26 protein-coding genes and 1 tRNA gene are annotated in these 22618 nt (G+C 70.6%); 15 read left to right on the forward strand and 12 right to left on the reverse strand.

Features of this window, described 5'->3' with window-relative positions; genetic code table 11:
* Positions 1–37: 37 nt before the first annotated feature.
* The 5 genes from E4A53_RS12235 (at position 38) to rpoN (ending at position 4269) form a co-directional block, all read left to right on the forward strand.
* Positions 38–658: a ribonuclease D gene (locus E4A53_RS12235; RefSeq protein ID WP_136163402.1), complete on the forward strand. Its 621-nt coding sequence runs from the start codon at positions 38–40 to the stop codon at positions 656–658.
* Positions 651–1298, forward strand: a complete 648-nt coding sequence (gene lptC, locus E4A53_RS12240; protein WP_136163403.1) for an LPS export ABC transporter periplasmic protein LptC — start codon at positions 651–653, stop codon at positions 1296–1298. Before E4A53_RS12235 ends, lptC begins: the two co-directional genes overlap by 8 nt.
* Positions 1295–1861, forward strand: a complete 567-nt coding sequence (locus E4A53_RS12245) for an LptA/OstA family protein (RefSeq protein WP_136163404.1) — start codon at positions 1295–1297, stop codon at positions 1859–1861. Before lptC ends, E4A53_RS12245 begins: the two co-directional genes overlap by 4 nt.
* A 90-nt stretch (positions 1862–1951) precedes the next feature.
* Entirely contained in the window at positions 1952–2719 is a 768-nt protein-coding gene (gene lptB / locus E4A53_RS12250; protein WP_136163405.1) for an LPS export ABC transporter ATP-binding protein, read from the forward strand.
* Between the two features lie 5 nt (positions 2720–2724).
* A complete protein-coding gene (gene rpoN, locus E4A53_RS12255; protein ID WP_136163406.1) occupies positions 2725–4269 on the forward strand; it encodes an RNA polymerase factor sigma-54 in 1545 nt (514 codons plus the stop codon).
* 116 nt (positions 4270–4385) lie between these two features.
* Here the strand turns inward: rpoN and E4A53_RS14690 are convergent, their stop codons facing one another.
* A complete protein-coding gene (locus tag E4A53_RS14690) occupies positions 4386–4682 on the reverse strand; it encodes a hypothetical protein (protein ID WP_168694378.1) in 297 nt (98 codons plus the stop codon).
* Between E4A53_RS14690 and E4A53_RS12260 the strand changes: the two genes are divergently transcribed.
* Complete coding sequence (locus E4A53_RS12260) at positions 4663–5433, forward strand: HupA family protein (RefSeq protein ID WP_168694379.1); 771 nt, start codon at positions 4663–4665, stop codon at positions 5431–5433. The genes E4A53_RS14690 and E4A53_RS12260 overlap by 20 nt on opposite strands.
* A 14-nt stretch (positions 5434–5447) precedes the next feature.
* A complete protein-coding gene (locus tag E4A53_RS12265; protein ID WP_136163408.1) occupies positions 5448–6782 on the forward strand; it encodes a surface lipoprotein assembly modifier in 1335 nt (444 codons plus the stop codon).
* 15 nt (positions 6783–6797) lie between these two features.
* Here E4A53_RS12265 and E4A53_RS12270 read toward each other — a convergent pair whose 3' ends face one another.
* From E4A53_RS12270 to gyrB, 3 genes are all read right to left on the reverse strand, one after another.
* Positions 6798–8036 carry a threonine synthase gene (locus E4A53_RS12270; RefSeq protein ID WP_136163409.1) on the reverse strand — a complete coding sequence of 413 codons (1239 nt, stop codon included), beginning with the start codon at positions 8034–8036 and terminating at the stop codon, positions 6798–6800.
* A 50-nt stretch (positions 8037–8086) separates the two neighbouring features.
* The gene (locus tag E4A53_RS12275) at positions 8087–8278 is read right to left on the reverse strand and encodes a hypothetical protein (protein ID WP_136163410.1); all 192 of its coding nucleotides are present in this window, start codon (positions 8276–8278) and stop codon (positions 8087–8089) included.
* 81 nt (positions 8279–8359) lie between these two features.
* On the reverse strand, positions 8360–10828 hold the full coding sequence (gene gyrB / locus E4A53_RS12280) for a DNA topoisomerase (ATP-hydrolyzing) subunit B (RefSeq protein WP_136163411.1): 2469 nt from the start codon (positions 10826–10828) through the stop codon (positions 8360–8362).
* A 115-nt stretch (positions 10829–10943) separates the two neighbouring features.
* Here gyrB and E4A53_RS12285 point away from each other — a divergent pair, with 115 nt between their 5' ends.
* Positions 10944–11774: an AraC family transcriptional regulator gene (locus E4A53_RS12285; protein ID WP_136163412.1), complete on the forward strand. Its 831-nt coding sequence runs from the start codon at positions 10944–10946 to the stop codon at positions 11772–11774.
* Between the two features lie 482 nt (positions 11775–12256).
* Here the strand turns inward: E4A53_RS12285 and E4A53_RS12290 are convergent.
* Positions 12257–12333, reverse strand: a tRNA-Arg gene (locus E4A53_RS12290).
* 82 nt (positions 12334–12415) lie between these two features.
* Between E4A53_RS12290 and E4A53_RS12295 the strand changes: the two genes are divergently transcribed.
* Positions 12416–12931, forward strand: a complete 516-nt coding sequence (locus E4A53_RS12295) for a hypothetical protein (RefSeq protein WP_136163413.1) — start codon at positions 12416–12418, stop codon at positions 12929–12931.
* Between the two features lie 34 nt (positions 12932–12965).
* Here E4A53_RS12295 and E4A53_RS12300 read toward each other — a convergent pair whose 3' ends face one another.
* The 3 genes from E4A53_RS12300 to E4A53_RS12310 form a co-directional block, all read right to left on the reverse strand.
* Positions 12966–13511 carry a phosphatase PAP2 family protein gene (locus tag E4A53_RS12300; protein WP_136163414.1) on the reverse strand — a complete coding sequence of 182 codons (546 nt, stop codon included), beginning with the start codon at positions 13509–13511 and terminating at the stop codon, positions 12966–12968.
* A gap of 3 nt (positions 13512–13514) precedes the next feature.
* Positions 13515–14327, reverse strand: coding sequence for a class I SAM-dependent methyltransferase (locus E4A53_RS12305; protein WP_136163415.1), 813 nt, complete (start codon positions 14325–14327; stop codon positions 13515–13517).
* Positions 14328–14392: 65 nt separating this feature from the next.
* Positions 14393–14872, reverse strand: a complete 480-nt coding sequence (locus E4A53_RS12310) for an outer membrane protein assembly factor BamE (protein WP_168694380.1) — start codon at positions 14870–14872, stop codon at positions 14393–14395.
* 114 nt (positions 14873–14986) lie between these two features.
* Between E4A53_RS12310 and E4A53_RS12315 the strand changes: the two genes are divergently transcribed.
* Both E4A53_RS12315 and E4A53_RS12320 read left to right on the forward strand, forming a co-directional pair.
* A complete protein-coding gene (locus tag E4A53_RS12315; RefSeq protein ID WP_239018290.1) occupies positions 14987–15508 on the forward strand; it encodes a ubiquinol-cytochrome C chaperone family protein in 522 nt (173 codons plus the stop codon).
* Entirely contained in the window at positions 15505–16026 is a 522-nt protein-coding gene (locus tag E4A53_RS12320) for a YceD family protein (RefSeq protein WP_136163418.1), read from the forward strand. The genes E4A53_RS12315 and E4A53_RS12320 overlap by 4 nt, the downstream gene beginning before the upstream one ends.
* Positions 16027–16096: 70 nt before the next feature.
* Here the strand turns inward: E4A53_RS12320 and E4A53_RS12325 are convergent, their stop codons facing one another.
* The 4 genes from E4A53_RS12325 to gspL form a co-directional block, all read right to left on the reverse strand.
* Positions 16097–17317, reverse strand: coding sequence for a type II secretion system F family protein (locus E4A53_RS12325; RefSeq protein ID WP_136163419.1), 1221 nt, complete (start codon positions 17315–17317; stop codon positions 16097–16099).
* A gap of 265 nt (positions 17318–17582) precedes the next feature.
* Complete coding sequence (gene gspE, locus E4A53_RS12330; RefSeq protein ID WP_136163420.1) at positions 17583–19043, reverse strand: type II secretion system ATPase GspE; 1461 nt, start codon at positions 19041–19043, stop codon at positions 17583–17585.
* Complete coding sequence (gene gspM, locus E4A53_RS12335) at positions 19040–19492, reverse strand: type II secretion system protein GspM (protein ID WP_136163421.1); 453 nt, start codon at positions 19490–19492, stop codon at positions 19040–19042. Before gspM ends, gspE begins: the two co-directional genes overlap by 4 nt.
* Positions 19489–20601: a type II secretion system protein GspL gene (gene gspL / locus E4A53_RS12340; protein WP_136163422.1), complete on the reverse strand. Its 1113-nt coding sequence runs from the start codon at positions 20599–20601 to the stop codon at positions 19489–19491. Before gspL ends, gspM begins: the two co-directional genes overlap by 4 nt.
* 110 nt (positions 20602–20711) lie before the next feature.
* Here gspL and gspG point away from each other — a divergent pair, with 110 nt between their 5' ends.
* The 4 genes from gspG to E4A53_RS12360 are packed head-to-tail and all read left to right on the forward strand — an operon-like array spanning position 20712 to position 22617.
* Positions 20712–21137, forward strand: coding sequence for a type II secretion system major pseudopilin GspG (gspG, locus tag E4A53_RS12345; RefSeq protein WP_275401805.1), 426 nt, complete (start codon positions 20712–20714; stop codon positions 21135–21137).
* A 3-nt stretch (positions 21138–21140) separates the two neighbouring features.
* Positions 21141–21623 carry a prepilin-type N-terminal cleavage/methylation domain-containing protein gene (locus E4A53_RS12350; protein ID WP_136163424.1) on the forward strand — a complete coding sequence of 161 codons (483 nt, stop codon included), beginning with the start codon at positions 21141–21143 and terminating at the stop codon, positions 21621–21623.
* A complete protein-coding gene (gene gspI / locus E4A53_RS12355; RefSeq protein WP_136163425.1) occupies positions 21620–21973 on the forward strand; it encodes a type II secretion system minor pseudopilin GspI in 354 nt (117 codons plus the stop codon). Before E4A53_RS12350 ends, gspI begins: the two co-directional genes overlap by 4 nt.
* Positions 21970–22617, forward strand: coding sequence for a type II secretion system protein N (locus E4A53_RS12360; protein ID WP_136163426.1), 648 nt, complete (start codon positions 21970–21972; stop codon positions 22615–22617). Before gspI ends, E4A53_RS12360 begins: the two co-directional genes overlap by 4 nt.
* Position 22618: the final 1 nt, after the last annotated feature.

Raw genomic sequence — 22618 nt, forward strand, 5'->3', positions numbered from 1 at the left:
CATTGAGCCGGCGGCCCAGCGCGCCTATTGCCCGCTGATGGCTGTCCATTTCCACGAAGAAGATCTGCCGGAGGGCGTGTTCGCCGCCGGCGCCGCCGTTGCCGTCGATACCGAGACGATGGGGCTCCACCCCGGCCGCGACCGGCTGTGCCTCGTCCAGATTTCCGACGGCGGCGGCGACGAGCATCTCGTCCGCTTTGGCCCCGGCAGCAGCTATGCCGCGCCGGTGCTGAAGGCGGTGCTGACCGACCCCGCCCGTCTGAAGCTCTATCATTTCGCCCGTTTCGACCTGGCGTCGATCCAGGCCTATCTCGGCGTGATGGCCGCGCCGGTCTATTGCACCAAGACCGCGTCGCGGCTGGTGCGGACCTACACCGACCGCCACGGCCTGAAGGAACTGGTTCGCGAACTGCTCGGCCAGGACATCTCGAAGCAGCAGCAGTCGTCCGACTGGGGCGGCCCGGTGCTGAGCGACGCGCAGAAGGATTATGCCGCTTCCGACGTCCGCTACCTCCATCAATTGAAGGAGGAACTCGATCGCCGGCTGGCGCGCGAGGGGCGCGCGGCGCTCGCCCAGGCCTGTTTCGATTTCCTGCCGCATCGCGCCGCGCTCGACCTTGCCGGCTGGCCGGAGATCGACATCTTCGCCCATGTCTGAAATCGCCATCCGCCAGCAGTCGGCGCGACGGCGCTGGGCGGCGCCCGGCAGCCCGCACGATTCGCTGATCCGGGTGCTGCGGGTCGTGCTGCCGGCGGCGATCGGCGGGCTGACCGCGCTGCTGGCGATCGCCCCGCTGACCACCGGCAAGGACCTGAGCTTCGTGCTCGACAAGGGCAAGGTCGCCGTCGCCAAGGAACGGATGCGTGTCGTCGCCGCCAACTACCGCGGCCGCGATAGCAGGGACCGGCCGTTCGTGCTCAGCGCCGGCTCGGCGGTGCAGCGCAGTTCCGCCGATCCGGTGGTCCGGCTCGAACGGCTGACCGCGCGGATCGAGATGCAGGAAGGACCGGCGGTGATCGCCGCCAACCAGGGCCGCTACGACATGGATCGGGAAACCGTTGCCGTCGACGGCCCGGTACTGTTCCGTTCGGCCGACGGCTACCGCATCCTGACCCGCGACGTCGACGTCGACATCCGCAACCGCCTGGCCACCAGCCGCGGCGCGGTCGACGGCCAGATGCCGCTCGGCACGTTCAGCGGCGATCGGATGAGCGCCGACCTCAACCAGCGCATCGTCCGGCTGGAGGGCCGCGCCCGCTTGCATATCGACCAGCGCGCGGCCAAGGGAACAAAATGACGCGTCTCGTCCCGTTCCTCTCCCTCCTCCTGCTCGGTGCAAGCGGGATGCCGGCGCATGCCCAGTCGCTGAAGAACCACGATACCCGTGCCCCGGTCGATGTCGAAGCCGACCGGATCGAGGTGCAGGATCGCGCCGACCGGGCGATCTTTTCCGGCAATGTCCGCGTCCGCCAATCCGGGCTGGCGCTCGATTCGCAGCGGGTGACCGTCGCCTATGCCGACACCGCATCCGGCAGCAGCATCCAGATCCGCCGGCTCGACGCGGCCGGCGGGGTCGTGGTGCGCAGCCGCGGCGAAACCGCACGCGGCGACTTCGCGATCTACGACCTCGACCGGCGCCAGATCACCATGCTCGGCAACGTCATCCTCGATCAGGGCGCGAACCACCTGCGCGGCGCGCGGCTGGTCTACGACCTCGACAGCGGCCGCGCCTCGGTCGACGGCGCCGCGACCGGCGGCCCGCGCATCGAAGGCGGGACCGGCGGGCGGGTGACCGGCCGTTTCACCGTGCCGGATCGCGGCAACGCCACCCCGACACCGGCGCCGTCGCCCCAGCCGTGACGATGGCGGGTTGCCGCCATGCACGAAGCTTGCCAGAATCCCCGCCGTTAACCATCGCCTAACCACTTCATGCGACCAGCCGGGACCAGGATGGACGATACCGCAGCCTTTTCTCCACACGACACGCCGCCCCCGGCCGATGGCCTGGCGCTGGTATCGATCGCCAAGGCCTATGACCGGCGCTCGGTATTGTCGGACGTGTCCCTGTCGGTGGCGCGCGGCGAGGTCGTCGGCCTGCTCGGGCCGAACGGCGCCGGCAAGACCACCTGCTTTTATTCGGTGATGGGGCTGGTACGCCCCGATTCGGGCCGGATCATGCTCGACGGAGAGGATATCACCGGCCTGCCGATGTACCGGCGGGCGATCCTCGGCCTCGGCTATTTGCCACAGGAAACGTCGATCTTCCGCGGCCTGAGCGTCGGCCAGAACATCTCGGCGGTGCTGGAGATGACCGAGCCGGACAAGGCGGTTCGCGCCGAACGGCTGGAGACACTGCTCGCCGAATTTGGGCTGACCCGGCTGCGCGACGCGCCGGCGATGGCGCTGTCCGGCGGCGAGCGGCGACGCTGCGAGATCGCCCGCGCACTGGCCGCCGATCCGTCGATCATGCTGCTCGACGAGCCGTTCGCCGGTATCGACCCGATCTCAATCGCCGACATCCGCGACCTCGTCCGCGACCTGAAGAAGCGCAACATCGGCGTGCTGATCACCGATCACAACGTCCGAGAGACGCTGGATATCGTCGACCGCGCCTGCATCATCTACGATGGGCGGGTGCTGTTCGCCGGCAGTCCGGCGGCGCTGGTCGCCGACGAGAATGTCCGCCGCCTCTACCTCGGCGAAAGCTTCGAGTTGTAGCGGCGATGGCGATCGGCCCGCGCCTCGACCTGCGCCAGAGCCAGTCGCTGGTGATGACGCCGCAGCTCCAGCAGGCGATCAAGCTGCTCGCGCTGTCCAACCTGGAGGTCGAGAGCTTCATCGCCGAGGAACTGGAGCGCAATCCGCTGCTCGACGCCGGGTCGGACGAGCGCGGCGACGCGGCGCCGGAAGGCGACGATGCCGGGGGCGACGACAGCGGCGAGAACGGGGGCGAGAACGGAGGCGAGGCGCCGGAACCGGAAACCGCCGACCGGCTGCTGGAGCGCGGCACCGCCGACAGCGACGCGCCGCTCGATGTCGATTATGGCGCCGAGACATTCCATCACGACAGCCCGGCCGATGCGGCGGCGCCGGGCATGGACGGGGCGCTTGGCCTCGGCGGCGGCAGCGGCACGGGCGGCGACGGCGAGGGGATCGATTTCGACAGCTTCGCGGCGGACGCGCTGTCGCTCCACGACCATCTGCTCGCCCAGGCCGGTACCGCCTTCGCCGCCCCGGACCTGACGATCGCCGGCCACCTGATCGATCAGATCGACGAGGCTGGCTATCTCGACGCCGACCTGCTCGACATGGCGGCCCGACTGGGCGTCCCGCTCGCGCGGATCGAGCGGGTGCTGGCGGTTGTCCAGAGCTTCGACCCCACTGGGGTCGGCGCCCGCTCGCTCGGCGAATGCCTGGCGCTGCAGGCGCGGGAGGTTGACCGCTACGATCCGGCGATGGCGCGGCTGCTCGACAATCTCGACCTGCTCGCCGCCGGACGGATCAACCGGCTGAAGCGAATGTGCGGCGTCGACGACGAGGACATGGCCGACATGATCCGCGAGCTGCGCGGCTATGACCCGAAGCCGGGGCTGCGCTTCGGCGGCGAGCGCAGCCCGGCGGTGACGCCCGACCTGTTCGTCGCCCGACGCGGCGCCGGCTGGGCGATCGAGATCAACGCCGCCACCCTGCCGCGCTTGCTGGTCAACCGCGGCTATTATGTCGAATTGCAGGCCGGCAGCCCGGACAAGGCGGCAAAGACCTGGCTGTCGGAATGCCTGGCCAGCGCCAACTGGCTGGTCCGCGCCCTCGATCAGCGCCAGCGCACGATCGTCAAGGTCGCCAGCGAGATCGTGAAGCAGCAGGAGGCGTTCTTCCTGCACGGCGTCGCCCATCTGCGGCCGCTGACCCTGCGCACGGTGGCGGAGGCGATCGGCATGCACGAATCGACGGTCAGCCGTGTCACCAGCAACAAATATCTGAGCTGCGCGCGCGGGCTGTTCGAACTGAAATATTTCTTCACCAGCGCGATCCAGGCGGCCGACGGCGGCGAATCGGTGTCGGCGGAAGCGGTGAAGAGCGCGATCCGGGCGCTGATCGCGGCGGAGGACCACGACGCCATCCTGTCCGACGATACGCTGGTCGACCTGCTGCGCGAGCGCGGCTTCGACATCGCCCGCCGGACGGTCGCCAAATATCGCGAGGCGATGGGCATCGGATCGTCCGTCCAGCGCCGGCGGCAGAAAGCGCTCGACATGCACGCCGCCTGATCGGCCGGGCGCATTCTCAACATCGCGTTAACCAGTTCGCAACGCCTGCTGCGCATAGCCTCGCGGTCCGTATCAGCGATGGCAGGCGCAATCCCAATGATGAACAGCCGGAACTACTACATATTCAGCCTCGGGCTGGTGCTTGCCGCGTGCGGTGGCGGTGGCGGAGTCAATTCCACTCCGGCGCCGACCCCCAGCCCTTCGCCGAGCCCCTCACCCAGCCCGTCCCCATCGCCGAGCCCATCGCCGTCTCCGACTCCTTCGCCGTCGCCGAGCCCCTCACCGTCCCCAACCCCTTCGCCGTCGCCGAGTCCTTCGCCCAGCCCGACGCCCACCAACACGACGCTCGCACCGCTGTCGGTCAGCGAGACCTTCCAGGCGACCGGCGCGTCGATGAACACGACGGTCGACAAGACCACGGCCGCGGCCAGCGGCATCACCTCCACCGCACGCAATTTCGGCGGCGGCGTATCGCTGGCCTACAATGCGGCGACCGGCGGCTATACAATTACCGACGGCGCGGCGAGCAAGACCTTCCTGCCCGCAGACCGCAGCGCGGCCGACAGCAATGCGACGATCAGCGTCTACACCCGCGCGGACGCCGCCAACCGCAGCGACCAGCTGGTGCTGTTCAACCCGGGCAGCGGCAACACGACGCTGGCGCTGACCTATGTCAGCTACGGCGCGTGGCAGACCATCCTCGACACCGGCGGCGCGCTGAACGTCGATCAGCGCTATTTCCTCTACGGCATCCGCCAAGGCGCCAATCAGCCGAGCACCGGGTCAGCCAGCTACACTACCCAGGTCGACGGGTCGTGGAACACCACCTCCGGCCTCTACGCCCTTGGCGGAACCGCAACGTTCAACGCCGATTTCTCCGCAATGACAGTGTCGACCGATCTCAGCCTGACCGGCACCGACATCCTCGACGGCAGCCGCACCAAGGCGCTCGGCCTGTTCAAGGGGGTCGGCACGATCGCCCAGTTCGGCGGCGGCTTCGGCGGCACCTTCACCCATCAGGGCGCCGATGCCGACGGCAATGTCTATTCGGGCGGGTTCAACGGCGCCTTCTTCGGGCCGACCGGGAGCGAGATGGGCTACACCTACCGCCTGACCGGCGCCAACGGCGCCGCGGTCGGCGCGGTCGTCGGCAAGAAGCAGTAGTAACCGGCCGCGCCATGTTCCGGCTGCTGATCGCCGCCGCGATCGCCCTGTGCGGCGGCGCGGCGACGGCGCAGGCGCCCCCGGCCGACTGCCCGCCGGACCGCGCCTGCGCGACCAACCTGAGCGCCGCGGAGGTCTTCGCCGCCGCCGATCGCTATATCGGCGCCGGCCGGCTTGACGACGCCGAAACCCTGCTGCGCGGCCTGACCGGCGACAGCCAGGCCGACATCCGCGCCGAAGCACGCTTCCGCCTCGCCCGCCTGCGCGAAAGCCGCGGCGACCGCGACGGGGCGATCGCGCTGCTGAAGGCGCTGCTCGACGAAAAGCCCAATGCCCAGCCGGTACGGTTGGAACTGGCGCGGCTGCTCGCCGCCGGTGGCGACGAATCCGGCGCCCGCCGCGAGCTGCGCCGCGCCGGCGCCGCCGGCCTGCCGGAGGACGTCGCCCGCGCCGTCGACCGCTTCGCCGCCGCGCTGCGGTCCAGCCGCCCGTTCGGCGGGTCGTTCGAAATAGCGCTCGCGCCGGACAGCAACATCAACCGCGCCACCGCCCGCGAGACCGTCGACACGGTCATCGCCCCGCTCTACCTGGACGACGACGCCCGCGCCCGCTCCGGCCTCGGCGTCGCGATCGCCGGCCAGGCTTTCGCCCGCGTCGACCTGTCGGATACGGCATCCTGGCTGACCCGGCTGTCGGGCAGCGCCAATCTGTACGGCGCCAGCCGGTTCAACGACATCATCGCCACCGTCGCCACCGGCCCGGAAATCCGCGCCGGGCGCACCCGCTGGCGGCCGGCGGCGATCGCCAGCAAGCGTTGGTTCGGCGGCCGGCTCTATGCCGACAGCTACGGCGTGTCGCTCAACATGCTGAAACCGCTCGATCCGCGCAGCCAAATCGAAGTCGAGGCGACAGCGCTTAAAAGCCGCTACCCGCTGGTTCCGGCGCAGAACGGCACGCTTTACGACCTGAACATCGCCTATGACCGCGCGATCACGCCGCGCTTCAGCACCCGCATCGGCGCGCGATTCGACCGGCAGACGGCGGCGATGCCGGCGCTCGCTTCGACCAGCGGCGCGATCGAGTTGCTCGCGGCGCGCAGCTTCGGCAAGCAGTTGCTGTTCGTGCAAGGCAGCGTCAGCCGGCTGGGCAGCGACGCGCGGCTCGGCCTGTTCCCGAAGACGCGCCGCGATACCCGCTGGGACGTGACGGGCGGCATCGTGCTGCGCCAGCTCAGCTACAAGGGCCTGGCGCCGCTGCTCCGCGTCACCCGGTCGGTCAACGATTCAACCGTCGGCCTCTATGCGTTCAAGCGCACCCGCTTCGAATTCGCGCTATCGCGGGAATTCTAGCGGCGCGGCCCAATCTCACCGCATCGCCGCCCAGTCGATCGGCTGGTGGCGGTCGATCGCTGCGTGGGCCGGCGGCATCGGGTATTTGAGGCCGCTGGCGCAATTGTAGAGGACGGCGCGGTCGGTGCGGGCGATCAGACCGCCATCGATCGCCGCCTCCCACGCCGCCGCCGTCGCCGCCCCTTCCGGGCAGAGCAGGAATCCGCCTTCGCGCGCGACCCGGTCACGGACCTCGATGATCGCATCGTCGTCGACCGCAATCGCGAAGCCCCCCGATTCGCGCACCGCGTTCAGGATCAGGAAATCGCCGATCGCGCCGGGCACGCGGATGCCGGAGGCGACGGTGTGGGCGTCAGTGACCGGCTCGGCATGGTTGGCGCCTGCCTTCCATGCGTTGACGATCGGCGCGCAGCCGCTGGCCTGTACTGCCACCATCCGCGGCCGTTCCGGCCCGATCAGGCCGATCGCCTCCAGCTCGGCGAACGCCTTCCACATGCCGATCAGCCCTGTGCCACCGCCGGTCGGGTAGAAGATCACGTCGGGCACCTGCCAACCAAGCTGCTCGACCAGCTCCAGCCCCATCGTCTTCTTGCCCTCGATCCGGTAGGGCTCCTTCAGCGTCGACAGGTCGAACCAGCCCATCGCCTCCCGGCCTTCGCCGACAATCCTGCCGCAATCGCCGATCAGGCCATTGACTCTCCACACTTTCGCCCCCTGCAGCGCGATCTCGCGGACGTTCACCTCCGGCGTGTCGTCGGGGCAGAAGACATAGGATTCGATGCCGGCCGCCGCGCAATAGGCGGCCATCGCCGCGCCGGCATTGCCGTTGGTCGGCATCGCGATGCGACGGATGCCCAGTTCCTTCGCCATGCTGACCGCCATCACGAGCCCGCGCGCCTTGAACGACCCGGTCGGCAGCCGCCCCTCATCCTTGACGATCGGCGCCGTCGCGCCATGCCGCGCGCCGAGTACCGGCAGCGGCACCAGCGGCGTCGCCACCTCGCCCAGGCTGACGACATTGACGACGTGGCGCACCGGCAGCATCTCGCGCCATTTCCACATGTCCGGCGCCCGTGCCGCCAGCACTTCGCGGCTGAGCGCATCGCGCACCCCGTCCAGGTCGTAGCGGACGAGCAGCGGCTTGCCCGCGCGCGACAGGCCATGGACGGTATCAGCTGGGTAGCGTTCCCCCGTCGCGGCGCATTCGAGATGGCTGACGAAGGTCGGGCGGTCGACGATGTTCGGCTGGGTCATGCCCGGTATGTGCGGCATTCCGGCGCGTGATGCCAGAGGGCACCGCGCGGCTATTCGGCAGCGCGGGCCAGTTCGCGGGCCCGCTGGGCAAGGCGGGCGGCCTCGTCGATCAGCGCGGCGGCGTTATCGCCGCGCTTGCCAACTGCGATGGCCAGGCAGTTGCTCGCCTCCGCCCGCAAGCGGCCGGCCCGTTCGGCCTGGCGGGCGGCCCTGGCCTGCCGGAGGAAATCGGTTACACCCATGCGGCAGAAGCGCGGCCGGCCGCGGAAAGTTCCCCTTTTCGCGCCGAGCCGTAGCGTCCGCCCGCCGCCGTTGCAGCGGCGCTACACGTCGAGATTGGCGACGCTCAGCGCATTCTGCTGGATGAACTCGCGGCGCGGATCGACGACGTCGCCCATCAGCCGGGTGAAGATCTCGTCGGCCAGATCGGCCTGCGCCACCTGCACGCGCAGCAGCGAGCGGTTCTGCGGGTCGAGCGTCGTCTCCCACAGCTGCTCGGAGTTCATTTCGCCCAGCCCCTTGTAGCGCTGGATCGCCAGCCCCTTGCGCCCGGCGGCGAGCACCGCCTCCAGCAACTCGCTCGGCCGGTTGACCGCGGTGCCGCGCGTGTCGACGGCATCCTCCTCCTCCTCCTCGTCGCGCGCCGCCGCTGCCTGCCGGGCAGCGACCAGCCGCGCCGGAGCAGCATAGGCCTGCGCCTGCTCCTGGGTCAGGCCGTGCAGCTTGCGCGCCTCGGCGCTGATCAGGAAGGCGCCGTCGACATGGTGATGATCGGTCACGCCACGCCACAGCCGGGCCAGGTGATAGCCGCCGTCGCTGCCGAGCGAGCCGCTCCAGCGCGCGCCGGGATCGGCCGCGCCCAGCCAGGCAGCGATCCGCTCGACCGCCGCCGTCTTGCCGGCTTCGTCCAGCTCCGGCGCCAGCGCCCCGGTCAGCGCCATCGCCTCGACGATCGCCGGGTCGTAGCGGCGCGGGATATAGCCCATCAGCACCCGCATCCGCCGCGCATGCTCGACCAGTTGGCGCAGGTCGTCGCCGGCGCGCTGACCCTCCGCCCCGTCCAGCACCATCGTCGCCAACCCGGCGTCGATCAGATACTGGTCGAGCGCGCCGTCGTCCTTCAGATAGACTTCGGACCGGCCGCGCGTCGCCTTGTACAGCGGCGGCTGGGCGATGAACAAATGGCCGCGGTGGATGATCTCCGGCATCTGCCGGTAGAAAAAGGTCAGCAGCAGCGTGCGGATATGGGCGCCGTCGACGTCGGCGTCGGTCATGATGACGATCTTGTGGTAGCGCAGCTTGTCGATGTTGAAATCGTCGCGGCCGATGCCGGTGCCGAGCGCCTGGATCAGCGTGCCGACCTCCTTCGACGACAGCATCCGGTCGAAGCGGGCGCGCTCGACGTTCAGGATCTTGCCCTTCAGCGGCAGGATCGCCTGATAATGCCGGTCGCGGCCCTGCTTGGCGGAGCCGCCGGCGGAATCGCCCTCGACCAGGAACAGTTCGGACTTGGCGGGATCGCGCTCCTGGCAATCGGCCAGCTTGCCGGGGAGCGAGGCGATGTCCATCGCCCCCTTGCGCCGGGTCAGCTCGCGCGCCTTCTTCGCCGCCTCGCGCGCCGCCGCCGCATCGATCACCTTCTGGACGATCGAGCGCGCGTCGGCCGGGTTTTCTTCCAGCCACTCGGCCATCTTGTCCGACATCAGCGCCTCAAGCGGCTGGCGGACCTCCGACGAGACCAGCTTGTCCTTGGTCTGCGAAGAGAATTTCGGGTCAGGCAGCTTGACTGAGACGATCGCCGTCAGCCCTTCGCGCATGTCGTCGCCGGTCAGGCTGACCTTCTCCTTCTTCAGCAGGCCGGATTTGTCGGCATAGCCGTTGAGCGTGCGGGTCAGCGCGGCGCGGAACGCCGCCATGTGGGTACCGCCGTCGCGCTGGGGGATGTTGTTGGTGAAGGCGAGGACGTTCTCGTAATAGCTGTCGTTCCATTCGAGCGCGACCTCGATGCCGATCGAATCGCGCTGGCCGTGGACGGTAATAGGCTCCGGGAACAGCGGCGTCTTGTTGCGGTCGAGGAACTTGACGAACGCGGCGATGCCACCCTCGTAATGCAGCTCGCGCGACACGGGCTCCTCGCCGCGCGCATCGGTCAGCCGCAGCCGGACGCCGGAATTGAGGAAGGCCAATTCGCGGAAGCGATGCTCGAGCTGCTCGAAGTCGAAGGTGACGATCTTGAACGTCTCCGGCGACGGCAGGAAGGTGACGCGGGTGCCGCGCTTGTCGCCGGCCGGGCCGACGACCTTCAGCGGCGCAACCGCTTCGCCATGCTCGAAGCGCATGAAATGCTCTTCGCCGCCGCGCCAGATGGTCAGCTCCAGGAACTCGCTGAGCGCATTGACCACCGACACCCCGACGCCGTGCAGCCCGCCCGACACCTTGTAGGCGTTGTCGTCAACGCTGTTCTCGAACTTCCCGCCGGCGTGGAGTTGGGTCATGATGACCTCGGCCGCCGAAACGCCTTCCTCCGGGTGGATGCCGGTCGGGATGCCGCGGCCGTTATCCTCCACCGACACCGATCCGTCCGGGTTCAGCTGGATCTGGATCAGGTCGCAATAGCCGGCCAGCGCCTCGTCGATCGCGTTGTCCGACACCTCGAACACCATGTGGTGGAGGCCGGAACCGTCATCGGTGTCGCCGATGTACATGCCGGGCCGCTTACGAACCGCGTCCAGCCCCTTGAGCACCTTGATGGATGCGGCGCCGTAGCCGCTTGTGTCGGGAGATGTTGCCATGCACAGTATATAGCGATCACGCGCGGAAAGCCCAATCAAAAGTGGGCTCGCCAAGGCTTGCCAAGCCACGTATCGCGGTCCAGAGCGGGGGACAACAGGGGTCTGGGGACACAATTTGCTGCTGTCGCGCAATTATCCGGCCGCGCCCGCGCTCGCCCCCTATTTGCGGCGCCTCTATGTATTCGAGGCGGACCTGCCACACGACATGACTGTCGTCGACCGACTGCTCGCCGAAACCGCCTTTATTCGCATATTGTTAAGGGGTGAATGGCTGGGCGAGGTCGCACCGGGCGAATGGCGCGGCGCCGGGCCGGTGGTGCTGTTCGGATCTAATTTCCGCCCGTTCGCCGTCAAGGTCACCGGCCCGTTCCGGGTGATCGGCGTGTCGATCCACCCCAGCGCGTGGCGGACGTTGTTCGGCTGCTCCGCCAGCAACTTCGCCGATCGGATGTGCCCGCTGCAAGAGGTGTGGGGCGACGATGCCGATGCCATGCTGGACGGCGTGCGACGGGCGAGCGACGATACCGGCGTCGTCGCAGCGATCGAGGCGGTGGTCAGCCGCCGGATCGACCGCGCCGAATATCCGACCGACCCGCAGATGCTTCGCTTCGAATATATCGCGCGCAACGACAGCACGATCCGCGTCGTCGACGCGGCGGAGCGCCTGGGCCTGTCCGTCCGCCAGATGGAGCGCCAGTGTCGCGCCGCCTTCGGCCATTCGCCGAAGGCCGTCCTGCGCCGCAGCCGCGCCCTCGACATGGCAATGGCGATGCGCGGATTCAGCAAGTTCAGCGCCGACGAGCTGGCGGCGCTCAATTATTTCGACCAGTCGCACCTGAACCGCGAGTTCCGCCACTTCTTCGGCATGACTCCAGGCACCTTCGCCACCGCGCCGACCCCGCTGTTCACCGCCGGTCTCAAGCTGCGCGCCGAGGGGCTGTACTAGAGTCTGTCCGTTTTAGGCGGCACCAGCCCGCTCCCCCACCCGGCCTCCCAACGGCAGTATCATGTGGGAGGCCGGGTGGGGGAGCGGGCTGGTGTCGATTCCGCTTCAAGCGGACAGACTCTAGGTCCCGTTCGCAACCGGCAGGATGCACGACGCCGCCCCGAACCGGCGTCAGGTACACCCCGTCCGAAGCCGGGCGGTCTGGTGAGCAGCGTTCAGCGGCTCGACGCGATTTCCAGGCTCGACTGGATATGCGGCGCCGAAACGGGCGCCGATGGTCGATAATCCGACGACCCAGCAGCGGGACGACGAGCATCCTTCCCGCCTGACGCTGCCAGCGCCCTGCGCCTGCGGGCGTGGGGTGCTGCTACGAGCACCGCTTTTACCGCACCGGCGGCTTACGGTCCGCTTATGGGGCGCGCACAGGGGGCTGCGGGCGCTTTTCGCATCCGCACTAACCGATAGTATTTGCTTGGGAAAATTGGCGCGCCCGGAACGATTCGAACGTCCGACCCTCAGATTCGTAGTCTGATGCTCTATCCAGCTGAGCTACGGGCGCGCGTGGAGGCGGTCACATAGGCGGGTCGGCGCAAGCGCGCAAGCCCGTTGCGGCACTTTCCGCCACCGCCTACAGCACCGGCATGACGACGCGCTTTCCGGTCGCGGCATCAGCCGCTTTCGTCCTGCTCGGCGGCTGCGTCGACGGGGCGGGGCAGTCGCCGTCGCTGGCACCGCGCGCGATCGAGCGGATGCGCTTCGATCCACCCGCCCAGCCGGAAGCGCCGGCGCCGCTGCCACCCGACAGCGGACTGCAGGTGCGGATCGACGGTTTTTCTGCTGCGCTCGACGCCGCCGACCGGGGCTTTACCACCGCGCTGCCCGCCGCGCGCCGCGCCGCGGCAGCGGCCGGCGCCGCCGGCAGCGAAAGCTGGATCGCCGCCCAGCAGCAGACCACTGCCGTCGAGGCACTGGCCGGTCAGGCGTCGGCGGTACTCGCCGACATCGATTCACTCTATCTCGACCGCGCCAACGCGGCGGCGGGCGGCGGCGATCCGGCCGGGCTGGACAGCCTGCGCGCCTTGCGCGCCCGCGCCGACGCCCTCGTTACCGCCCAGCGCCAGGCGGCAGACGGACTGAAATCCCGGCTCGATCGGTGAATTCTGCGTTGGGCGGCGGTGCCGCTCCACGCCCCTAGAAACGCACCGCCATCGCGACCCCGCCGCTCTTGCTGTCGCCCCAGGGGACGATGCGCACGCGATCGTCGCGGCGGCGGGTGATCAGGAAGCCGGCGGCTTCGCCGATCGCCGCGCCGGCGACCGCATCGTACCAGTGGTGCTTGTCCGCCTTGACCCGGCTGACGCCGACGAACGCCGCGACGATCTGCGCCGGCAGGCCCGCCTGCCAGCCATAGCGATTGTGCAGCGTCGCGGCGGCGGCAAACGCCATGGATGTGTGGCCGGACGGGAAGCTCTTGCGGTCGCTGCGGTCAGGTCGCCATTCGGGAAAGGCTTCCTTCAGGCCATAGGTGACCAGCGCCGTCGCGCCGATGCTGCCGCCGGCCTGCAACGCGCCGTTCCGGTCGCCCTGCACCGCCGGCGCGCCGAGCGCGACGACGACCAGCGCGTCGCGGGCGATCGACCCGGCGTCGTCCCAGCCCTTGGCCCCGGCCCATGCCGGGGCGGCACCCGCCAGCGCGGCGGCCAGCACCGCCGTCGCCGCCAGCCGCCGGGCGTCCACCGGCTATTGCGCCGGCTTGCGGAATTTCAGGGTCATGCGGTCGCTCTCGCCGATCGCCGCATATTTGGCCCGGTCGGTATCGCCCAGCCGGAAGGTCGGCGGCAGCGTCCACACCCCCTTCTCGTAATCATGGGTATCCTTCGGGTTGGCGTTGACGTCCGACGCGCCGGCATATTCGAAACCGGCCGCCTCGGCGATGCGGCGCACCGTCGACACCTTCAGATAGCCGCTGCTCTGCTCGCGCGCGCCGTCCGCATCCTCGGGCAGCCGGTGCTCGACGATGCCCAGCGTGCCGCCGGGCTTCAGCATGCGGAACGCGCTAGCGAACACGTCCTTTTCCGCTCCTTTGCCGCCCATCACCCAGTTGTGGATGTTGCGGAAGGTCAGCACCGCGTCGACGCTGTCGTCCGGCACGTCGTCCGCGCCGGCGGGAAAGCCCGCGAAGCGCACTTTCGCCAGAACCGGGTCGGCGGCGAGCCGCGCCTGCAGCGCGTCGCGCCCGGCGCTGGGCGCCGCGGAGGCATAGAGCGTGCCGGCCTCCAGATAGCGGCCGAGGATGACGGTGTACCAGCCGCCGCCGGGGATCAGCTCGACCACCGTATCGGTCGGCTTCACGCCGAAGAAGGTCAGCGTCTCGGTCGGGTGGCGGTACTGGTCGCGCGCCCTGTCGGCGGCGCTGCGACCGGGATCGGCCACCGCCTTCATCAGCGCCGGGTCGTGGGCGGCATGATTGGCATGATCGGCCTGGGCCAGCGCGGCTGAACCGGCGGTGCCCGTCAGGGTGAGCGCGATGCTCGCGGCAATGAAACTGCGCATTGTCGTCATCCTCCGGCTGTCGTCGAATATGCGGGATCGCCCGTCGGCCTCGGTCCCGCCCCTGGTCACGGGGTAGTCCCGCCGGCGCCGCCGCCCATGCTGCCCGGCACCGCGCCGACGCGGCCGATATTGCCGAACAGATCCTGGAAGAAGCCGCGCTTGCGGCCCAGCGTCGGCGTCGTCTTGCCGAACGGCTTGATCGACGCGATCTGGTCCAGCCCGGTCTTTTCGACCTTGGCGACGTTGCCGGCCTTGTCGAAGCTGACATGCAGCACTTCCTGCGCGGTCGGCCGTGGCTGGGAAAAGGCGAGCTGACGGGTATCGCGCGAGAAATAATACCAGTCGTTGTCGGTGAACTGCCCGGCGAAGGTCGGCCGGCCAAGCGTCTTGTCGACCGACTCCTTGTTGTCGATGCCGGGCTGCACGGTCGAAACCAGCGTCTGGTCGAAGAAATAGCCCTGATGCCCGCGAATCTGCGCCGCGCAGCCGCCCAGCGTGCCCGCCGCCAGCAGCAGCACGGCCAGGGGGGCTGCCCGTCGGGTCATCGAAACCATGCCTGTCTCCACCTCACACGCGGGCTGTTGCATCCTGCGCCCGCAACCTCAATATGCGCGGACGCGCGCTCTCACAAGAGCGCCGCCCAGCCGGAGCCGCCGTCCTTGCCGATTCTCGACCGCCTGTTTCGCCGCCGCGACGACCGCTCGGCGCTGGTCCCTCTCTACCATAACATCGTCACCGCCGCGCGCCAGCCCCACTGGTACCGCGAAGGCGCGGTGCCGGACACGATAGACGGCCGCTTCGACACGCTGTCGACCCTGCTCGCGCTGGTCCTGCTGCGGCTAGAGGACGACCCGGCGGCGCGGGCGGAAACGGCTCGGCTGACCGAATTGTTCGTCGCCGACATGGACGGGCAGTTGCGTGAGATCGGTATCGGCGACCTCGTCGTCGGCAAGCATGTCGGCAAGATGATGGGCGCCCTCGGCGGCCGGCTCGGCGCGCTGCGCGACGGCCTGGCGCCAGACGGCGCCTTCGCCGACGCGCTGGTTCGCAACCTGTGGCGGGGCGCACCGCCGCCGCCCGCCGCGCTCGCCGTGGTCGAGAGGCGGCTGCGCGCCTTTTCCGCCGCGCTCGCCGCGGCGGACACGCAGGCCCTGCTCGCCGGGAAGCTGCCAACGCCGTGACCACGCCGGAATTCTCCCGCCCGCTCACGCTCGACACGATCGGCGACGCACCACGCACGGTGACGGTCGAAGCCGACGAAGCCGAACGCGCGGCGCTCGCCGCCCGCTTCGGCCTCGCCGGGATCGCGCGGCTGGCGGCGCGCGCCGCCGTGTCCCGCCGGTCCGGCTTCCCCTATGCCGAAGGGACGGTCAGCGCCGCCGTCACCCAGAACTGCATCGTCACCGGCGATCCGCTGCCGGTAACGGTCGAGGAGCCGTTTGCCCTGCGCTTCCTGCCGGCGGACATGGCAAGCGAGGCGGAGGTGGAGCTGGACGCCGCTGCCTGCGACACGATGTTCCATACCGGCGGCGCGATCGATCTGGGCGAGGCAGCGGCGGAGACGCTGGCGCTGGCGCTGGACCCGTTCCCGCGCGGCCCCGGCGCCGACGTCGCGCTGAAAGCCGCCGGGGTGATCGGCGAGGACGCCTACGCCCCGCTCAACGCCTTCGCCGCGCTGAAAGGGCTGAAGCAGGGATAGCGCACCGCCCCCCCGTCATTGCGAGCGCAGCGAAGCAATCCACACCCGCCCCCATCACCGCCGCCCCGCGCTACCCCGCGACCAGGTCGTTCAGCCCGATGATCGGCAGCAGGATCGCCAACACCATCAGCAGCACGACGCCGCCCATCAGCAGCAGCACCGCCGGCTCGACCAGCGCGACGATCGTCGCGACCAGCGCGTCCAGTTCGCGTTCCAGTTCGGCGGCGGCGCGGCCCAGCGCCTCGCCAAGCTGGCCGCTATTCTCGCCGCTGGCGACGATCGCGACCAGCATCGGCGGAAAGGCGTCGGCCTCGCTCATCGCCCGCGACAGGCTCGACCCTTCCGTCACCCGCTGCGCCACCGCCAGCGCCTGGGCGCGGATGAAATGGTTCGGCGTCACCGCCGCCGCAGCCGCCAGCGCGTCGACCGGCGGCACCGCGCTTTGCACCAGTGTCGCCAGCGTGCCGCCGAACCGCGCCGCGTTCATCTGCCGACTGAGCCGCCGGAACGGCTTGCGCGTCGCCAGCGCCCGGTGCAGCCGCAGCCGGTTGTCCGGCACCCGCAGCCACCGCGCCCAGAAGAACCCGGCGACGAGCAGCGCCAGCAGCAGGTACAACCCGTAATTCTGCAAGCCGGAACTGAGCGCGATCAGCAGCCGGGTCAGCAGCGGCAATTCCGCCCCGCGCGACACGAACACTCGGACGATGTCGGGCACGACATACAGCATCAGCAGCACGACCATGCCGAGCGCGACGCTGGCGAGCAGCGCCGGGTAGAGCAGCGCCAGCTGCACCTTCTGTTGGGTGCGGTGCCGCCGCTCGACGAAATCGGCGAGATGGGCCAGCACGTCGGACAGCCGGCCCGATTGCTCGCCGGCGGCGATCGAGGCGCGGTAATATTCGGGGAAGGCGGCCGGGTGGTCGCCCAGCGCCTGCGCGAATGTCCGCCCCTCCAGGATCGCGCCGCGCACATTGACCAGCAGCGTCCCGACCGCAGCGCTTTCCGCCTGCCCGGCGACCAGCGCCAGCGCCTCCTCGATCCGGACGCTGCTGCCGATCAGGGTCGACAGTTGCCGCGTCGCCGTCGCCAGCGCGCGCGGCCCGATCCGCTTGCGCGAAAACAGCGCCAGCCCGGGCGCCGCCGCGCCCGCCTCCCGCGTCGGCGCGATCGCGGTCGGCAGCAGCGCGCGCTCGCGCAGCGCCCGCCGCGCGCCCGATTCGCTCGCCGCCTCGATCACCCCCTTGCTGGCCTTGCCCTGCGCGTCGACCGCCCGATACAGAAAGGCCGGCATCAGCCCCGCCCCCGCCCGGCCCGCCAGCGCGCCCCGCATCCGGCCATCCCGGGCGCAGTCGAGGGGCGCACAGACCCACGGCCCCCCAGCACCAACCCACCCTCAAACCGTCCATCCCGAGCGTAGTCGAGGGACGCACGCACCCGCGCGGAATCCGTCCCTCGACTACGCCCGGGATGGACGGAGGAGGTTCCCGAAACGCAAGCTCCCCGGGCCTCGGCCGCGCGTGGGACGGACAGGGCCGCGCAAGGCACCGCGCCGGCCATCACCCCTCGTCCCGCACCACGCGCGCCACTTCCTCGGCGGTGGTCAGTCCGGCGCGCAACTTCTCCACCCCGTCGTCAAGCAGGCTCGGCGAATGGCGCCGCGCCGCCGCCGTCAGTTCCGCTTCCGCCGCGCCGTCATGGATCAGCGCGGCAAAGGCGTCGTCCACCGCGACCACTTCATAAATCGCGGTGCGCCCGCGATAGCCCTCATTGTGGCAGGCGGCGCAGCCGGTTGCCCGCCACAGCGGCTCGCCCGGCGCGATCGCCCCGCCGGTCAGCACGCGGTCCGCCTCGCTCGCGGTGTCGGCCGCCCGGCACTCCGTGCACAACCGCCTTACCAGCCGCTGGGCGATCAGCCCGACGACCATCGGCGCCAGCAGGTAACGCTCCACCCCCATGTCGATCAGCCGGGTGATGCTACCCACCGCGCTGTTGGTGTGGAGGGTGGACAGCACGAAATGCCCGGTCATCGACGATCGCACCGCCGTTTCCGCCGTCTCCTGGTCGCGGATCTCGCCGACCATGATGACGTCCGGGTCCTGGCGCAGGATCGCGCGCAGCCCGCGCGCGAAGCTCATGCCGGTGCGGGTGTTGACCTGGGTCTGGCTGATGCCGGGCAGCTCATATTCGATCGGGTCCTCGACCGTCATGATGCTGCGCTTGCGGTTGTTCAGCCGGTTGAGTGCGGCATAAAGCGTCGTCGTCTTGCCCGATCCGGTCGGCCCGGTGACCAGCAGGATGCCGTTCGGCCGCTCCAGCAGTCGGGCGAACAGCGCTTCGTCGCGGGCGCTCATCCCCAGATTCTGCAAGTCGTGATGCACCGCATCGCGGTCGAGCAGGCGCATCACCACCCGCTCACCATGCTGGGTCGGCAGGGTGGAGACGCGCACGTCGATCTCGTGCCCGCCGACGCGCAGGGTGACGCGGCCGTCCTGCGGCACCCGCTTTTCGGCGATGTCGAGCCGCGCCATTACCTTGATGCGGCTGACCAGCAGCGGCGCCAGCGCCCGCTTCGGCTCGATCATGTCGCGCAGCACGCCGTCGATGCGGAAGCGGACGACGACGCGCTTCTCCTGCGTTTCGATATGGATGTCGGACGCGCCCTCGCGGCTCGCCTCCAGCAGCAGCGCGTTGATCAGCCGGACGACCGGCGAATCGTCGCGCTGGTCGAGCAGATCGTCGACCGTCGCCGCGCTCTCCGCCAGCGCCGCCAGGTCGGTGTCGAGCGCTGCGGCAAAGCCGGCGGCGGCGTTGGCGCTGTCCTGATAGGCATCGCGCAACGCCGCGTCGAACGCCGCCTCGTCGAGCGGCACGAAGCGGATCGCCGGGCCGAACAGCCGCTGCACCTCCAGCCGCGCGGCAAGCGGTGCGTCGGCCAGATGCGCGCATTCGGCGCCGCCGTCGCGGACGATGACGCCATGCCGCCGGGCATAGCCATAGGGCAGGGCGGCCGCGCTCACCGGAACACCAGCGTGACGGAGACCATGCCCGCCGCCGCGCCGCGCGCGATCCGCGTTTCGGCGACGGCCACGCCGGCCTGCGCGTCGAGCGCCGCCAGCCACTGCATCACCGCCGGGAACGGCGCCGCCTCCACGATCGCGCGGGTCCGCGCCCCGTCCGCTTCCGAGCGGGCGATGGTCACGCCGGCCTGCGCGGCGGCGGTCTGGACGATCGTCGCCGGGGGGCCGGACAATTGCGCCGGCCCCTGTCCCGCCGCCGGCGCACTCCGCAGCCGCGCGTTCAGCCGCTCCAGCGTCGCGATCTCGGTCCGCGTCTCGGCGCGCGCGGTGAATAGCGGCTTGACGATGCCCAGCCACAGCATGGTCGCGGCCAGCAAGCCGCCGAGCACGCCGAGCAGCAGCCGCTCGCGCGGTTCGCGGTCCCGCCACCAGGCCCGCACCGCGCTCATCGCCCGCTCCCCGCGCCGTCGGCGCGCAGCGTCACCGTCGCCAGCATCCGACCGCCCTCCTGGGTGACGCCGCCGGGCGCCGCCTTCAACCCGGCGTCGGCCAGCGCGGCGCTGACCGCCGCCAGCTTCGCCGGGTCGCCGGCGGCAACGCCCAGCGCCACCGTGCCCGCCGCCTCGTCGAGCACCGCCGTCTCGATCGTCGCCGCATCCTTTACCGGTGCCAGCGCCTGCCCGAGCCGCGCGAACAGCGGCAGCGCCCGGCCCGGCGCCTTGTTGCCGCCGGCGGGAAGCAGCGCGCTCGCCTGGGCGATCAGGTCGTCGGCCGGCGCCGCGCCTGGCGCCCGCGCCTGGATCAGCCCCGCTGTTTCCGCCCGCGCCGCCGCCGCCGTCCGCTTAAGCGCGATCAGGTCGGCGCCAGCGATCAGCAGGTGGGCGGCGGCGCCGACGCCAACGATGATCGCCAGCCGCCGCGCCCAGCCGGGCAGGCCGGTCCGCGTCACCGCATAAGCCCCCTGCCGCAGGTCGAGTGCCGGCGCGGCCACCCCGGTGTCCGCACCCACCCGGTCGATCCCCGGCTGCCCGGCCGCCTGCCAGGCCGCGTCGAACCCCGCCTCCGCCAATGCGAAGCCCCCGCCGTCGGCGGTGCGGACCAGCACCCGTCCGCCCGCCGCCGCCACCGTCCAGCGCCCCTCGCCCGGCACCGGCAGGGTCAGCGCGTCGGGCACGAAGGCGGCGTTGCTCAGCCCGGCGGCGTCCGTCTGTGCCAGCCAGTCGCACATCACCGCGTGGCGCACCACCCCGGCCAGCCAGCGCCCGTCGCCCACCGCATCGCCCAATGCGACGTGGACGGCGTCGATCGGTTCGGCGATCTGCTCCTCCAGCGCGAAGGGCAACGCCGCCAGCCGCTTCGCCCGGCTCGGCAGCGGCAGCGGGACCAGGCTCAGCAGCACCTGCTCGGTCGGCACCAGCACTGTCGCCGAACTGTCATAATGCGGGTCTACGGCCACCGCGCGCCCCGCCTCCAGCCGCCACAAACCGCCACGCGGCCCGGCATCCGGCGGGGCCAGGGGCGGCGCGGGTGCCGGGATCGGGCGCGCTGGCGTTTGCATGCGGAGGCTCTATACAGAAGGCCATGACGGTGTTGCCAGAGTTTCTTTGTGACAGTTCCGTGTCAGACCCACGGAAATCCGCCACAAATCCGCCTGTCCGCGCGCCGGAGGTGGCGGCCGCCGAACGCGGTCTGACCTTGGTCGAGATGATCGTCGTGCTGGCGATCATCGCGCTGGTCGCGGCGCTGATCGTCCCCAACGTCATCGGCCGGCCGGATCAGGCGCGAGTGACGGTCGCCAATACCGATCTCAAAACGATCTCGGCGGCGCTGAAGATGTACCGGCTCGACACCGGCGGCTATCCGACGACGCAGCAGGGCCTCGCTGCGCTGGCCAAACAGCCGCAGGGCGCCGACGCGCCGGCCAACTGGAACCCGGAAGGCTATCTGGCCGACGTGCCGGTCGATCCGTGGAACCGGCCGTATCTCTACAAGAGCCCCGGCGATTCGGGCGCTGGCTTCGAACTCGGCTCGCTTGGCCGCGACGGCAAGCCGGGCGGCGAGGACGTCGACGCCGACCTCGGGGTGATCGGCTGACCGATGCGCCCCGCCCCTGCCGAGCGTGGCCTGACCCTGGTCGAAATGCTGGTGGTGCTGGCGATTATCGGCATAGCGTCGGGCATCGCCGTGCTCGGCTTCGGCAGCGGGCGCGGCGTCAACGTCCAGGCGGAGGCGCGGACGCTGGCCGCCCGCCTGTCGCTCGCCGCCGATATCGAGATGGTGCAGGATCGCCGGCTGCTGATCGCGTGGGACGATCGCGGCTACAGCTTCCTCGGCTGGAATCCGAATACCCGCCGCTGGCTGCCCGAAACCGGCAACAGCCTCGCCGGCCGGCACATAATGCCGCAGGGTTTCCGCTTCGCCGTCGACGGCGCCTCGCCGGCGCCGCTCGCCAGCGACGGCACCGGCCGGGGCATCGTCGCGCGGATCAGCGACGGCGGGCAGGCGTGGCAGGTGCTGTTCGACGGCTTCGTCGCCGTCGCGGTGCCGGCACCGGTAGAAGCGGCGGCGGCCACGACATGACCGAACGGGGCTTCTCGCTGATCGAAACGCTGGTCGCGCTGCTCGTCCTCGGTGTCGCCAGCGTCGGGCTGATCCGCGCGACCGAAGGCCATGTCGACGCGACACGCGGGCTGGAGGATCGGGCGATCGCCGGCTGGGTCGCGGAGAACCGGCTGGCCGAACTGGCGCTGCCCGTCGCCCCGCCGGCCGATCCGGTGACGATGATGGACCGGCGCTGGTCCGTCGCGGTAAGCGAACGTCCGACCGCCGACCCCGCGCTCCACGCCGTCACCGTCGCGGTCACGCCGGAAGGGGGCAAGGCGCCGCTTGCGACGCTCGACGGCTTCGTCGATCGCGGGGAAGCGCAATGAGCGTCACGCTCACCTCCCGCTGGATCGGCCGCGCGCTCGACATCCTCGCGATCCTCGTCGTTGTCTCGGTCGCGCTCGCGCTCGCCGCGCTGACCTGGCGGCTGACGCTGGGGGCCAGCGCACCGGCGACCATCGCCACGCCGCCGCCCCCCGCCCCGGCGGCGGTCGACGTCGCGCCGCTCCTCGCGCTCGCCCCGTTCGGCAACCCGGCCGGCGGCGGCACGGCGGCACCGCCGACCACCCTGCCGCTGGTGCTGAAGGCGCTGTTCTACGCGCCGCCACCGGCCCCCTCCGCCGCGCTGATCGCCGCCGGCGGCAAGCCACCGCTGCGCGTTGTCGCCGGCGACGCGGTCGACGGCGCGACCGTCGCCGCGATCGCCGCCGATCATGTCGAGCTGACCGTCGGCGGCCAGCATCAGGCGCTCTATTTCCCCGGCCGGATGAAAAGCCTGCTCGCCGCCAGCGGCACCGCCCCGGCCGCCACCCCGCCATCGCCACCACCCACGCCCGCCCCGATGCCCACCGCCATGCCAACGGCGGCGGCGCCATCGCCAGCGCCCGTTCTTGACTCGCCGCCCGCCCCGCCTGCAAACCGCGCCGAGGCGGGCACGGAACCGCCCCGGCCCCACCCGGATTCGCGTTGAG

Origin of the sequence: Sphingomonas flavalba (assembly GCF_004796535.1) — a bacterium.
GTDB lineage: Bacteria > Pseudomonadota > Alphaproteobacteria > Sphingomonadales > Sphingomonadaceae > Sphingomonas_L > Sphingomonas_L flavalba.

Coding starts and splice junctions, on each gene's coding strand:
- E4A53_RS12260 (WP_168694379.1), top strand. CDS start 4,663: ATGAACACGACGGTCGACAAGACCACGGCCGCGGCCAGCGGCATCACC.
- E4A53_RS12360 (WP_136163426.1), top strand. CDS start 21,970: ATGAGCGTCACGCTCACCTCCCGCTGGATCGGCCGCGCGCTCGACATC.
- rpoN (WP_136163406.1), top strand. CDS start 2,725: ATGGCGATCGGCCCGCGCCTCGACCTGCGCCAGAGCCAGTCGCTGGTG.
- gyrB (WP_136163411.1), bottom strand. CDS start 10,828: ATGGCAACATCTCCCGACACAAGCGGCTACGGCGCCGCATCCATCAAG.
- gspL (WP_136163422.1), bottom strand. CDS start 20,601: ATGCAAACGCCAGCGCGCCCGATCCCGGCACCCGCGCCGCCCCTGGCC.
- E4A53_RS12350 (WP_136163424.1), top strand. CDS start 21,141: ATGCGCCCCGCCCCTGCCGAGCGTGGCCTGACCCTGGTCGAAATGCTG.
- lptC (WP_136163403.1), top strand. CDS start 651: ATGTCTGAAATCGCCATCCGCCAGCAGTCGGCGCGACGGCGCTGGGCG.
- E4A53_RS12305 (WP_136163415.1), bottom strand. CDS start 14,327: ATGCGCAGTTTCATTGCCGCGAGCATCGCGCTCACCCTGACGGGCACC.
- gspI (WP_136163425.1), top strand. CDS start 21,620: ATGACCGAACGGGGCTTCTCGCTGATCGAAACGCTGGTCGCGCTGCTC.
- E4A53_RS12235 (WP_136163402.1), top strand. CDS start 38: ATGGCTGTCCATTTCCACGAAGAAGATCTGCCGGAGGGCGTGTTCGCC.
- E4A53_RS12325 (WP_136163419.1), bottom strand. CDS start 17,317: ATGCCGGCCTTTCTGTATCGGGCGGTCGACGCGCAGGGCAAGGCCAGC.
- E4A53_RS12270 (WP_136163409.1), bottom strand. CDS start 8,036: ATGACCCAGCCGAACATCGTCGACCGCCCGACCTTCGTCAGCCATCTC.
- E4A53_RS12245 (WP_136163404.1), top strand. CDS start 1,295: ATGACGCGTCTCGTCCCGTTCCTCTCCCTCCTCCTGCTCGGTGCAAGC.
- E4A53_RS12275 (WP_136163410.1), bottom strand. CDS start 8,278: ATGGGTGTAACCGATTTCCTCCGGCAGGCCAGGGCCGCCCGCCAGGCC.
- E4A53_RS12265 (WP_136163408.1), top strand. CDS start 5,448: ATGTTCCGGCTGCTGATCGCCGCCGCGATCGCCCTGTGCGGCGGCGCG.
- gspM (WP_136163421.1), bottom strand. CDS start 19,492: ATGAGCGCGGTGCGGGCCTGGTGGCGGGACCGCGAACCGCGCGAGCGG.
- lptB (WP_136163405.1), top strand. CDS start 1,952: ATGGACGATACCGCAGCCTTTTCTCCACACGACACGCCGCCCCCGGCC.
- E4A53_RS12310 (WP_168694380.1), bottom strand. CDS start 14,872: ATGACCCGACGGGCAGCCCCCCTGGCCGTGCTGCTGCTGGCGGCGGGC.
- E4A53_RS12295 (WP_136163413.1), top strand. CDS start 12,416: ATGACGACGCGCTTTCCGGTCGCGGCATCAGCCGCTTTCGTCCTGCTC.